The 12,392-nt window shown below is 56.8% G+C and carries 12 protein-coding genes; 4 read left to right on the forward strand and 8 right to left on the reverse strand.

What is annotated here, in order from left to right; all coding sequences use genetic code 11:
* The first annotated feature begins 49 nt into the window (after nucleotides 1-49).
* From P3B99_004905 to P3B99_004915, 3 genes are all read left to right on the forward strand, one after another.
* Complete coding sequence (locus tag P3B99_004905) at nucleotides 50-2,239, forward strand: beta-galactosidase (protein WYJ06552.1); 2,190 nt, start codon at nucleotides 50-52, stop codon at nucleotides 2,237-2,239.
* Between the two features lie 184 nt (nucleotides 2,240-2,423).
* Nucleotides 2,424-2,807 carry a VOC family protein gene (locus tag P3B99_004910; protein WYJ06553.1) on the forward strand — a complete coding sequence of 128 codons (384 nt, stop codon included), beginning with the start codon at nucleotides 2,424-2,426 and terminating at the stop codon, nucleotides 2,805-2,807.
* 178 nt (nucleotides 2,808-2,985) lie between these two features.
* Nucleotides 2,986-3,489 (forward strand): hypothetical protein, encoded by a 504-nt coding sequence (locus tag P3B99_004915; GenBank protein ID WYJ06554.1) that lies wholly within the window; start codon nucleotides 2,986-2,988, stop codon nucleotides 3,487-3,489.
* A gap of 305 nt (nucleotides 3,490-3,794) precedes the next feature.
* Here the strand turns inward: P3B99_004915 and P3B99_004920 are convergent, their stop codons facing one another.
* From P3B99_004920 to P3B99_004955, 8 genes are all read right to left on the reverse strand, one after another.
* The gene (locus P3B99_004920) at nucleotides 3,795-5,006 is read right to left on the reverse strand and encodes a hypothetical protein (protein ID WYJ06555.1); all 1,212 of its coding nucleotides are present in this window, start codon (nucleotides 5,004-5,006) and stop codon (nucleotides 3,795-3,797) included.
* Nucleotides 5,003-8,275: a phage tail tape measure protein gene (locus P3B99_004925; protein ID WYJ06556.1), complete on the reverse strand. Its 3,273-nt coding sequence runs from the start codon at nucleotides 8,273-8,275 to the stop codon at nucleotides 5,003-5,005. Before P3B99_004925 ends, P3B99_004920 begins: the two co-directional genes overlap by 4 nt.
* Nucleotides 8,276-8,287: 12 nt before the next feature.
* Complete coding sequence (locus P3B99_004930; protein WYJ06557.1) at nucleotides 8,288-8,599, reverse strand: hypothetical protein; 312 nt, start codon at nucleotides 8,597-8,599, stop codon at nucleotides 8,288-8,290.
* 61 nt (nucleotides 8,600-8,660) lie between these two features.
* Nucleotides 8,661-9,380: a hypothetical protein gene (locus P3B99_004935; GenBank protein ID WYJ06558.1), complete on the reverse strand. Its 720-nt coding sequence runs from the start codon at nucleotides 9,378-9,380 to the stop codon at nucleotides 8,661-8,663.
* Nucleotides 9,381-9,395: 15 nt separating this feature from the next.
* Complete coding sequence (locus P3B99_004940) at nucleotides 9,396-10,103, reverse strand: hypothetical protein (protein ID WYJ06559.1); 708 nt, start codon at nucleotides 10,101-10,103, stop codon at nucleotides 9,396-9,398.
* 25 nt (nucleotides 10,104-10,128) lie between these two features.
* Nucleotides 10,129-10,581, reverse strand: coding sequence for a hypothetical protein (locus P3B99_004945; protein ID WYJ06560.1), 453 nt, complete (start codon nucleotides 10,579-10,581; stop codon nucleotides 10,129-10,131).
* 4 nt (nucleotides 10,582-10,585) lie between these two features.
* On the reverse strand, nucleotides 10,586-11,329 hold the full coding sequence (locus P3B99_004950; protein WYJ06561.1) for a hypothetical protein: 744 nt from the start codon (nucleotides 11,327-11,329) through the stop codon (nucleotides 10,586-10,588).
* Complete coding sequence (locus P3B99_004955; GenBank protein ID WYJ06562.1) at nucleotides 11,322-12,251, reverse strand: hypothetical protein; 930 nt, start codon at nucleotides 12,249-12,251, stop codon at nucleotides 11,322-11,324. Before P3B99_004955 ends, P3B99_004950 begins: the two co-directional genes overlap by 8 nt.
* Between P3B99_004955 and P3B99_004960 the strand changes: the two genes are divergently transcribed.
* The gene (locus P3B99_004960) at nucleotides 12,244-12,390 is read left to right on the forward strand and encodes a hypothetical protein (protein WYJ06563.1); all 147 of its coding nucleotides are present in this window, start codon (nucleotides 12,244-12,246) and stop codon (nucleotides 12,388-12,390) included. The two genes, P3B99_004955 and P3B99_004960, sit on opposite strands and share 8 nt — an antisense overlap.
* Nucleotides 12,391-12,392 lie beyond the last annotated feature (2 nt).

Here is a 12,392-nt window from a genome sequence, read left to right on the forward strand (position 1 = left end):
GCGGAACGCCCGCCGTTCGGGAAAACACTGTTATCAACTGCTATCTATTATGAGAAAGAAACTGCCGACACTCGCGGCGGCGTTGCTCTTCGCCGCCCTGCCCGCGCTGGGCAACATGGAAACGGTTTTCGAGGAAGACTTCGAAAATCCCGAAACGAGCAAATTCGCGGAAGTCGCAAAATTCGAGCCTGAAATCGCCACGGAAGTCGCGGGCAGCAAGGCGATATCGGGCAACGGCTCGATGATGTTCGACACGCGCGGAAAAAACTGGGGCTGGCAATCTATATGCACCATTCCGCTGAACAAGGAGGGAATTTACAGACTCTCGCTAACATGCAAACTGCTCGAAACCGAAAATAACAAACACGTGGCAGTCGCAGTCGCCATGCGCGAAATCAAGAACGGGGAAAAGACGCGCATCTCCGCCCGCTGGATTCAGAAAGACAACAAAAAGGACCATAAAAAAGCGCAGAGAATAGAAGTCGCCGGCAGGCTTCCGTCAAATTCGGGCGAATTCGACATCGTCGCCGAGCGCGGAATTAAAATCGAAATCGACGACATCAAAATCGAAAAATTCACCGCCGACCCCAAGGGCGCGTGGATGTTCGACAACGACGCGTTCATCGGCATGACATTCACGCCCGCCAACCCCGAATTCCACAACTTCAAGGAGAAATTCCTGAACTACTCGAAGGAGGAGTTCTTCCCGTTCATCGACAAGTACGGACAATTCAAACACAAAGACTGGATTGACAAAATCACCTGCGACGAAGACTTCGCAAAACGCATGGAGGCGGAAAAGAAGTTCTACAAGAAAATCGGAAAAATCCCCAACCGCGACCAGTTCTGCGGGCTCGTTCGGGAAGACCAAAAATACGAAGCTACGGGGCACTTCCGCGTGCAGAAAATCGACGGCAAATGGTGGTTTATCGACCCCGAGGGCAACCTGTTCTGGTCGTTCGGCATAACCTGCGTCGGCAACCTCGACCTCACGCCGATTACCGACCGCGAATCGTACTTCGAAGACGTCTCCGACAAACGCTTCATGAAAAAATCGAACTGGGGACTGCACTACTATAAAGACAAAGTTTACGACTCCTACGGATTCCTCGAACGCAACCTCGTGGCGAAATACGGCGACAATTACAGGGAAGTTTACGGAGACGTCTCCGACGAGCGCATGCGCATGTGGGGCTTCACAACCTACGGGTGCTGGTCGCAACACTACATCATAAGCAGGGGCAACTTCCCGTTCACGGCGATTGCGACGTCGGGCAAGGCGGAAAGCTTCAAGACCGACGTAAAAATACACGCATATTGGCGCGACTTCCCCGACTTCTTTACGCCCAATTTCGAGGAAAACACCTTCAAACGCGTAGCGCAGCTTTCCAAACTCATAAACATGCCCGCATGCGTCGGCGTGTTCGTGGACAACGAACTTCCGTGGCAGTTCAAGCCGCTGACGACAATCAGGGCGCTGCTCGGCTGCCCCGCGACACAGTATTCGAAAATCGAATTCCGCAAGGATTTGGAGGCTAAATACGGCACAATCGAAAAACTCAACGAAGCGTGGAACGCAAAATACGCAAGCTGGGACGACTTCCTCGCCAAGCGCGACTTCTTCCCGAGAACAAAGGCGGGCGAAACCGACATGCTCGCATTCGAGGAGAAAATCTACGTCCGCTACTTCAAGACCTGCCGCGACGCAGTAAAGGCGGCGGCTCCGAATACGCTGTATCTCGGCTGCCGCTTCGCGTGGAGAAATACGCTTGTAGAGAAGGTCGCCTCGCGCTACTGCGACGTCATCAGCTACAATGTATACTCCGACAACATTACAGCATTCTCGCCCGTGAAGGGCTGCGAAGACAAACCGTCGCTCATCGGCGAATTCCACTTCGGGAACACCGACAAGGGCGTGTACGGCGGCGGGCTCAATCCGCGCGTGACGGTCGAAGCCCGCAAAAAGGCGTTCGAAAACTACGCAATCAGCGCATTCGAAAACCCGAATGTCGTGGGAGCGCACTGGTTCCAATGGTTCGACCTTTGCACGGCGGGACGCTTCAACGCAGCAAACTACGCAATCGGCTTCGTGGACATCTGCGACACGCCCGACTACGTGATAGTGAAAGCCGCCCGCAAGCTCTCGCAAAAGATGTATAAACTAAGACTCAAAGGCGGACAAAGCACAACCCAGAGCGTGGAATCGACAAAAGCCGTCATCGACCTCGACGAAAAATAATCCCCAAGGCAGCCACACAAATTTTCCACCAAACAAAAACGTCCGATTTTCATCGGACGTTTTTTTCGCCTTTTGCAGAAACGATAGCCTGCAAAATACAGGCGAATTGAACAATGAAAGCCCAAAACGCAATCCGCGCACAAAAAGCTTTATGTAAAAGTGAAAAATCTTATAGATTTTCCGCATGAAAATAGACCATGTCGCAATTTTTGTTAGGAATTTAGAGGCTACTAAAAATTTCTACGTTAAATATTTCAACGCCGCCGTAAACAATAAGTACCGCAACAACAAGACTTTGCTTGAAACCTATTTTCTCTCCTTCGACTCCGGAACGCGGCTTGAAATAATGTCGCGCCCCGACTTATTTGAAGGCTCAAATGAATTATTAAGAACGGGATTGATTCATCTTTCCTTCAAACTTGGCTCGGAAAAATTAGTTGATTCAAAAGTAAAACAACTGGAATCGGACGGATACAAAATTATCAGCAATCCCCGCACAACAGGCGACGGCTATTACGAAGCATGTGTTTCCGACAATGAAGGCAATTTCATTGAAATCATTGCATAGCTCCATTCCCCGCAACCACAGCATTAGCGCGCCCGCGCAGTTGTCTTCGGCGGGCTTGCCGTTTTTACTTTGACAATATCGGCATGCGTTCAATAGAATCTAATTTAATTTGGATAGTGGCGATGGCGCATTTTAATGCTTGGCGCAAAACCGAAGGCAATCGGCAAAAACTCTATATATGATAAACAAAAGGCTCTCAAAAATATCCGTTGGCGCAATAACGGCATCGGTCATTCTGCTCGCACTGGCTCATACTTCATATGCAAGAAATGCCGACGAAATAAAGCCGCAAAGCATTTGCGCGGCGTCGGGGAAGCCCTATCAAAAAGCAATTAAAACCGATTCCGGAAGCGTGCAAGCGTGGATTCTATCGGGCAAGGCTGACGAATCTGTTGAAATGACGCTCAAAGAAGCACCCGAAGGATTCCGCGGTCTCAGAATAGAAATTGAAACAGCTCCGCTCGAAAATGCAGACGCGTCGAAAGAGAACGTTTACAGAGCCGTATCTTACCAGATAGACCCGACGTCGGGAAAGGAAACAAACAAAATCAAAAGCCCGTTCGTAAGGGGAAAGATATCAGGCACTCCGTTTAAGGGCAAAAAAATGGAGTTGGAATCATGCTATCCGGCAAAAGCGGGCTTAGCAGTTAAAATAAGAATCGAGCGCTTGTACCGTAAGTAAAGATAGAAAAGGGTAATGGGAATGTTTGAAACGGGGGAATGGGAAAAGGGTTGGATTGGTTGTAATCGCGCGACGGTGGGTACGGTTTTTTTGTGTTTTTCGTAATCGGCCGCGTTCGGCGAAAGGATTGCCGTTTTCTTGCCGCGGCTTGGCGGAAGGGTTGCCGCCCTCTTGCCGCAATTTGGCGGAAGTTTGTTTTTTTTAGTGAGCCGCGGAGGTTCGGCGGGGGTACCGTTTTCAAAAGGGTTGCTTGCGCCTCGCGGTGTTTTTTCGTCCGCCCTCCGCGTGTGTTGCGGTTGTCGCGTCTATCGCGAAATCAGCCACTCGATGCGCGAGACGAAATCCTCGCAGTCGGGTTGGTTGTCGTTGCCGAGCGTCAGCGTCCGCGTGCCCGTCGCAAGGTCTATCGACTCCGACTGCACCTGCGCGTCGATTCCCGCGAGGTTGTCGCGGCTGTCCGCAATATTCAGGCGTTTACCCGCGTAGCGCATCCGCAGGTTGCGGTCGAAGAGCACAACGCTGCCCGTGTATTTGTCGCGGTTGACAATCGACTTCAACTGCGCGAGCAGCCCCTGCGCGTCGACCGTTTTATTCGAAAAATTGTCGTCGGAAATGTCTATCGAAACGACCACCACGTTGCGCTGATTCGCCGAAACTCCCTCGGCGGCGCAGTCGTCGAAGCCTTTGTAGTGCAGCCACGAACCCGTGCCGCCCGTCGTATTGCCCGTCTTGTTTTTGACGAGTCGCAGAATCACGCGCCGTTTGCGCTTGATGTCCTTTGTAAGAGAAATGTCGGTGCATATGCCGACGGGCACGCTCACGACTGCGCACTTTTGCGCCGCCTTAATCGAGAGCGTCGGCTTGTCGGCCGAGTAGTCGAAGGCGGACATCAGTTCGGGGTGCCACTTTGCGATGCTCGAAAAAATATCGGCGAACATTGGCGACTCCTTTTCCTCGTACGGAAGGAGGAGCTGCGAGTCGAAGTCGATGCCCGATTCGGGAATGTCGAAGAGCGCGGCGTTGTCGGTTTTAGCGAACGCCGCCAACACGTCATTTTTGAAGAACTGCTCCGCCGACCAGCTTTCATACTGCGGTTCCTCGTACTGCACCGGTCCGCCCGTGGAGCTCCACCAGTACTCGGTTTTTTTCCCGAAAAGCTGGACTTTCGTGAGGTCGCGGACGTTCGGAATGTTGCCGATTAGAATCGGCGGGAACCACGAATTTTGGTACGGAGTGGATTCGAACACGTCCCAGAAGCCTTTTGCGGAGAAGTTCACGGAGTCGCCGTTTGCCGATTTGCCGACGGTCGGCTCTTGGAGAAAGCCCGCGAAAATCCGCGCGTCGCCGTCGAAGACCTCGACGCGTGTTTCCGCGTCGCGCCAAGCGTTGCGGAAGCCGAGCTTGGGCGTGGAGAACGAAAATTCGTCCGCCGCGAAGCTGTTGAACGTGAGCATTGCCGACTCGCAGCCCCATTGGGGGAGAGTCCGTTTTTCGCCGCCTATTTTAAGAGTCGTCATTTTTTTGAGAGTCGCGAGACCGAGCCTTTAATGTTTCTTTCGAGGTCGATTATTTTCTTTACGAGGGTATCGATTTGCTTTGCGATTTCGGAGAGCGAGCTTACCGCCTCGTCGATTCCGCCGCCCGCGCCCTTTTCGGAATCTCCCGATTTGCCCGACGCTTTTACCGATTGTGTTTTCTGGGGCGCGGATTTGGGTGCGCGGCTTTCCTCCAGCCGTTCCGAAAAGGATTTTGCCGAGCGCGGGGCTGGAATACCGCCGGTGGAGAATTCGTCCGCAGCGCCCGCCGTCCTTTCGGACAGGCGCTCCGAATACGACTTTGCCACACGCGGCGCGGGAACGCCGCCCGTCGAAAACCTTCCCACCGTTTCAGAGACCGCTCCGACCGCCGCGGAAACCGCGCTTCCGCCCGCGCCCGCAACTGCCCGCGCGGTGTCCGACGGCGTTTTGATTGCCCCCGCCCTTGCGGCGACTCCGTACGCCCTTTGCGAGGTTTCCGCGTCGGACTGCGCGACGGCCTCCTTGCTCGTAGGGTTTACGAACTTCCCCGTTTTGCGGTCGATGCCCTTGTATTCGCGCACGTCGTCGTTGATTGAAATTCCGTAGCGTTTTTCGAAGCGCTCGGCCATTTTTACGCCGCGGCTGATGTCGGCGCGGGAGTCCGAGCCGAGCAGCTCTTTGATTTTGTTTTGCTGCCGCTCCATCTGCCCGACGCTCGCGCCGTAGCGGGCGTTTTTGTTTGCGGTTGCGGGCTTCTGCTTCTTTTGAATGTCGTCGATTTTCTTAATGTCGGCGAGCGCCTCCGAATACGAAGTTTTGAAGCGTTCTGCGTATTCGGTGGCGCGTTTGCGGATTGAAAGCGCTTCCGCTTCGACCTTTTTTCCCGACGCTTTGAGCGCGGAAATCTGCGCCTCCACAACGAGCATATTGCGCTCGCGGGCGAGCTTGTCGGCCTCGATTTTCGCCTCCGCTTCGACCTTCGCCGTAGCGATTTCCCGCGCGTCGGCGTCGGAGAGGTTGGCGCTTTCTTTGAGGTTCAGAATCTCGCGTTCGATGTCGAGCCTGCGCTGCGTCTTTGCCGCCGCCGCATTGTCGCCGCGAGCCTGCGCCTGCAAAATTTCGAGCGAAAGCCGCGCGGTTTCCGCCGCCGCGCGTTTCTTTTCCTCGTTCGCGGCCTTCGGTTCCAGCCGCGCGATTTCCCCGCGCAAAGCCGCCGTCTCTCGGAGCTTTTCGCCGAGCATATCGTAGGCTTTCGCGCGGTCGGCAAAACTTTTCGAAGTGTTGCCCGCGTCGCTTTCGAGCCTTGCGATTTCCTCCTCGACGGCGCGGAGGTCGCGTTCCCTCTCGATTTTCCGTTCGGTATCGGAAAGGGCTTCGAGCGCGACCGCGCGTTTGATTTGGTTTGTGCGTCGCGCGGCGGTTTCGAACGCCTTGCGGTCGGCGGCCTCCCTTGCGAGCGCTTCCGCCGACGTGCGCGATTCAAGCTCCGCCTCCTTGCGGGCAAGCACCGTCCGCACCGACATCATCGCCGTGTTTAGCGACTGAATCTTCCTGAAGAGAGCCGTCCGTGATTCGTACTCGGCAAGCTCGCCCTCGCCGTACTGCGCCCCTTTTGCGAAGTTCGCGTCGCCGCCGCGCCTGCGGTTGCGCTCGCGGACCTGCTCGCGCTTGTCCGCGCGGTCGAGCATCTGCGCGTGTCTTTCGTATTCCGTCTTGACCTGCTCGAAATAGTTCCGCAGGCGGCCGACGCTTTCGGTCGTCGCGTCTTCGGCGGCGAAAGTGCGCATATCGGCGTTGACCTGTGCAACGCCGCTTTGGACGGCGCGGAGGGCGGGCGGAAGCTGCTCGTACGCCGAGCGCGCGCGTCCCGCAGCCTCCGCGCTCGAAATGAACTTGTCGGCAAGGTATCCGAGACCGACGGCAAGGGCGCCGATGCCCGTCATCGCCAACGCGCCGCGAAACGCCCGCAACGCGATTGTCGCCGCGGTAGCCGCGCCCGCGTTTGCGGTGAACGCCACGGATAGCGCCCGCAGACCCGCCGCCGTGGAAACGAATACGCGCGACATCGTGCCGAAAACCGCCACAAGGCGCGTCGCCGCGAAAATCGCCGGACCGATTGCAGCAACGGCAAGCCCGACCGACGCGGCGAATCTCTTTGTTTTGTCGTCGGAGGCGTTGAACGCGCTTACGAGGTCGTATGCCTGCATCACGACTTCGCGCAGCGCCTTTCCGAGCGACGAACTTTCAACCGCAATCTGCGCCTCTTCGACCGCCGACTTGATTTGGAAGAACGCTCCGCGCAGGTTGTCCTCCTGCTGTTTTGCGATTCGCTCCGTCGTGCCCGCCGAGTCTTTGAGCGCGTCGGAAAAGCGTTTGAGGCTGTCGCCGCCCATATCGGTGAGCGCGGCGACGGCGGCGGCCGCGCGGTCTCCGAAAATCCTGAAAATCTGCTCCGTGGAAATGCCTGCATCACCGAGGTCGCTTATGATGTCGAGAATCGGGCGCATTTTGCCCGACGCGTCCTTCGTATCGACGCCGAGTTCCGCAAGCACTTTCTGCGCGTCGCGCGACGGTTTGACGAGCGAGGAAATCGCCTTGCGCAGCGCCGTGCCCGCCATCGTGCCCTGCAAGCCCGCGTTGCCGAGGGCGCCGACTGCCGCCGTGATGTCTTCGATACTCTGCCCCGACGACCTCGCGACGGGCGCGACGTATTTCATCGCGTCGCCGAGTTGGCGCAAGTCGGTGTTCGAACTCGTGAACGCCTTTACGAGAACGTCGTTTGCGTGGGCGAGTTCGCCAACGTCAAGCCCGAAGCCGCGCAGGATGTTCGACGTGATGTTTGCGGCGGTGCCCATATCGAGCGTGGCGGCTGCGGCAAGCTGCAACACCGACGGCATAGAGCGCGTCATTTCCGACACCGAAAAGCCCGACATCGCAAGGTACGACATTGCGTTTGCCGCGTCGCTTGCCGAAAAGCGGGTTGTCGCACCGAGTTCCCGGGCCTGCGCGGTCAGGGCTTTCAGCTCGCCGGCCGTCGCCGCGGAAATCGCGCCCACGCGCGACATCTGCGCCTCGAAGTCGGTGAAGAGTTTGGCGGCGAGCGTGCCGAACGCAACAAGCGGCGCGGTGAAGTACATCGACATCGACTTGCCGAATGTCTCCAAGCCCGCGACCTTTTGCGAGATTCTTCCGAGCGCGTCCTCAACTTTCTTCCCGCCGCCGACGTCGGAATCGAGCAGAAGCCTGATGATGAAATCTTTCGCCGCCATTTTTTGTTTGAATTAGAGGTTTGCCTTCATCGCGTCGTTGCCCGCGGCGATAATGTTGCCGAGGCTTTCGGCGGCGGCCGCGTCGAAGCGCGGAATGAATAGCGGCGCGAGGTCTTCGGCGGTCGGGTATTCGGCGCGGGAGTCGCCTTTGAGCATCGCCCACGCGAGAATTACCACCGTCGAAATTCTCGCCGCCGCAGAGCCGCGCTTGTCGGCGAGCGCCTGCATTTCCTCGGCGGTGCCGCCCGCGCGTTCGTAGCGGAAGTACGCCTGCGCGTCCCAGGCGACCGCGATTTTCTTTCCGTTGATTTCGATTTCCGTCATTTTCAAATTCCTTTCCGTTTGAAAAAATCCGCCGCGGGGCATTGCCCTGCGGCGGCGTATTTTATTTTGCGATTTTCGCGTCGAGCAGCCGTTCGGTCAGGTACTTGCCCACGGTCTTGATTTTTACAAGCGCGGCGTTGTCGGCGTCCGCGCCTTTGACGAGCATTTCGCACTCGTAGGCCGTGCAGAACTTTTTCGCGGCGGCGAAATCGGAGGAACGCAGAAGCATTTTCCGCGTGTCCTCCGCAAAGGACACAAGCCCCGAAAGCGGAATCGCCGCGAGCCTGTCGGCGTTGGCAAACAGCCACGCTTCGTCGCGTGCGGCGAACGCGCAGCCGGTTATCAGCGTTTCGGGCATCGCAACGCCGTCGATTTTGTAGCCGTCGGCCTTGATTTTATCCCAAGCTGTCGGGTTTTCGGCAAAGTAGACCTGCGGCACAAGGCGCAGCGCCGTGTTTGCGGGTACGTCGAGCTCGCGGGAGAGCACCCAGTAGACCGCCCTGAAGAACGCGCGGTTTTCGACGGCGAGCTTTTTCTGCTCGTCGGTCATCGACGCGTTTTGCGGTTCGCCCAGAAAAAATTTTGCGGCGTTCGTACTCTTCCAAGCGTCGAACTCGCGCACGAAGTCGGCCTTGTTTTCGGCCATATAGGCGCGGCGTGCGGCGCGGACGGTGTCGTTGTCCTGATAGGCGGGCATTTCGGCTTTAAGCTCCGCGAGCGTTTTTGCGTACGCGCCCAGCCCGCAGGCGAGCGCAAGAGTTGTGATAATGATTTTTTTCATTTGTCGGTTCCTTTCCTATTTTGAAATTTTCGCGTCGATGATTCGCGCAGTCAGCGCCTTGCCGACGGCTTGGATTTTTTCGGTGTTTTGGCAGTCGTGCAAAAGCATAGCGTTTTCGAATTCGTTGCAGACGGCTTTTGCCTTCGCGGTGTCGGCGGCATACAGGCACATTCTGCGGACGGCTTCGCACTTGGCGTCGAGCCATTCGGCGGAGCGGTTTAAAATTCCGTCGCGATAGCGGTATACGGTGTCGATGTCGCGCGTCGAGAGACCTATTTCGAGCCCGAACCAGAGCGGAATTTCGATGCCGCCCACCTTGTAGCCGGCGGCTTTGATTGCCGCCCAAGCGTCGGGGTTGAGCGAAACGAATTTCCAGCAGTTGAGCGAAATCTTCACGTCGTCGGGAGCGTCGATGTCTCCGTCGGCGGCGTAGAGGTGCGAAAACAGCGAGCGCATATAAAATTTGTTCTGCTTTGCTTCGGGCGAGAGCGACGCCCACTCCGCAACCGCGCGGGTCTGAAATTTGACGTACGGCGAGTTTTTGTTTTTCTGCCACGCCGCGCGGATGTCGGCGATGTTTTCGCGGACGTAGTTTTGGCGTGCCTCCTTGACGTTTTGGGACGAATCGAGAGCGCGGAACTCGGCGACAAGTTCGTCGGTTGATTTTGCGTATGCCGAGACGGCGCACGCCGCGGCGATGGTTGCGATGATGTATTTTTTCATTTTTGTTTTTTTGAGGTTCGAAATTTTATTCGATGCCGAATTCGTCGCGGAGCATTTGCAGTTTTTCGAACTTGTCGGCGCGGTCGAAGTCGATGCGGAAATAGCCCATATCGGTGGCGGGGCTTGCCGTGGCGATGTCTATGAAAACGCGCGGCTTTGTGTTTTGCAAAACCCACAGCCTCAGGTCGGCGAACCGCTCGGCGGAAAGCGCAAGCGCGGCGCGGCCGACCGCGTCTTTCGAAAATTCCGCCGCGCGGGCGAGTTTTGCGGAGTCTTTAAAATTCCGCGACGAGCGTACCGCGGCAACGCCGTCTTTTGCGGAGTCCGCCTCTTTGGCAGCCGACACGGCGGCACGCGCGGACTTTGCCGACTGCGCGAATTCAAGCGTTGCGAGCATATCGCGGTAATCCCGCGAAAGGTCGGCGAACGCCGCGTTTGCGGCGAGTGCCGCCAAAATCATAAAAGCGGTTTTTCTCATCGGTTTACTTTCGATAGTAGGTTATAATCGGGGCACGCCAGATGCGGCTGCTGTTTGCGCCGTCCATCTCGATTTCGTTCGAATTTTTGCGGCTTACCAAAATCGTGTTTTCGGGATTCAGGAAAATCTCGCGAATTGAAACGCCGTTGAGCGTTCCCGACAAGTCGGGGTAAAATTCGATTGTCGAAATCGAAACGGGTTTTGACGTATACCCGCCGTAAAACTGCCCCGTCGTGAATCCCTCGTACTTGAAAATCGAAATTCCGCTGCCGCCCGCCGAGCGTTTAAGCTCTTTTTTCGGCTTGGCGCAAATGCCCGTGGTCGGGTTCGGACCCGACGGGTAATAAAAAATTCGGCACTTGTCGTCCTCGATACCCAAGCCCTCGTGATAGCTTCTGTCGCGCCAGACCGTAGAAACGTGGTAGAGCAAAACGCCGGTTTTGCTCAAAACTTTCAATTCGCATTCCCACCAATATACCGCCCGAGAATTTGACGAGTTCGTGCCCGTGCGGAACATATCCACGCGGATGCAGAGCACCTCGTTCGAAACGAGGTTGTTGTCGGCGGCGAACTGCGCGGCGTTCGGCAGTTTGCCGCTCGTCATCAGCTTGTTCGCCGAAATGAATTTGGAGTCGGGCGCGAGCTTCGACGTTTCCGAATCCACGGGGAGCGGCGCGTAGCGCGCGCCGAATGCCGGCAGCGAAACCGCCGCGGCGGTTGCGAGTGTAAAGACGGTTTTTTTAAACATTTTCGACTCCGTTTTCGGACGGCGCAAGCATCAGCTGTCCGTCCACTCTTACAAGTTCAAGTTTGTGGTAAAGTCCGTCGCCGCCTTCCGTTTCGTCGAGCATATAAAGCCCGCGGTCCTCGCCGATGAATATGCGGTTGCCCGTAGCGACGAGCGCGGAATTGAGCTGCTTTATGATGCGCTCGTAAAGCGCGGTCGGGTTGGTCTGCTCGTTCACGAGCGCAAGGATTTGGTCGCGGGCGTCGATTGCCTCCTGCCGTACGCGGCGGATTTCGTCGAGGGCTTCGACGAGCGACGCGCCCGAAACGCCATTGTCGAGAATGTAGATTCTGCCCGCGTAGAAAGTGATAGCGTCCTCGCCCAAGACGAGGTTGACGCAGAGCCAGCGGACGCCCGCAGTCAGCGCGGTGTCCTCGGGCGTGAGCAGGATTTCGGCGTGGCACGCCGCGCCGCCGTTCCACGAGTCTTTTGTCAGTTGCGCGTTGAGCGTACCGAAAGTCTTTTTGACGACAACGCCGCCCTCCGCGTCGGGGTACCAGTCGCCGCCCGTGTCCTTGATTACGAGTTCGAGCGACGGGCTTTCGCCCAAAAGGTCGGACGGTATTTCGCCGCCGCGGAACAGCCCGATTTGCAACTTTGCGGAGTTGCCCGCGTGGAGTTTCAAAAGGTCGTTTGTGATGGTGTTGATTGCGTCGGTTTCGTAGCTTTGGCAGTCGAGGGCGACTCGCAGGCGCTGGGCAATCGCGCCCGTTGCGCCCGAGGGTTCGTCGGCACTGTCGCCGGCGACGGCGACAGTGCCGAGCGAAACGTCGCCCAACGGATTGTCGGCGTAGAAGCCGTCGAAATAGTATTTCCATTTGTTGGCGTCGTACGACAGCGAGCCGACCTGCCGGGTAAGCGACGCCACTTTAAACGTGTACACGGCGAAATCCAATCAGGCGATTTTCGACGAGCTCCGCCGCCTTTCCGACGGCGTCAACCGCGAGCTGCAAGACCTCAACAAGGCAATCGGGCGAATCGAGGGCAAGATAGACGCCCCGCAAAAACAGGCTTTGAAATGAAC

This window comes from Opitutia bacterium KCR 482 (assembly GCA_029269845.2).
Lineage (GTDB): Bacteria > Verrucomicrobiota > Verrucomicrobiia > Opitutales > Intestinicryptomonadaceae > Merdousia.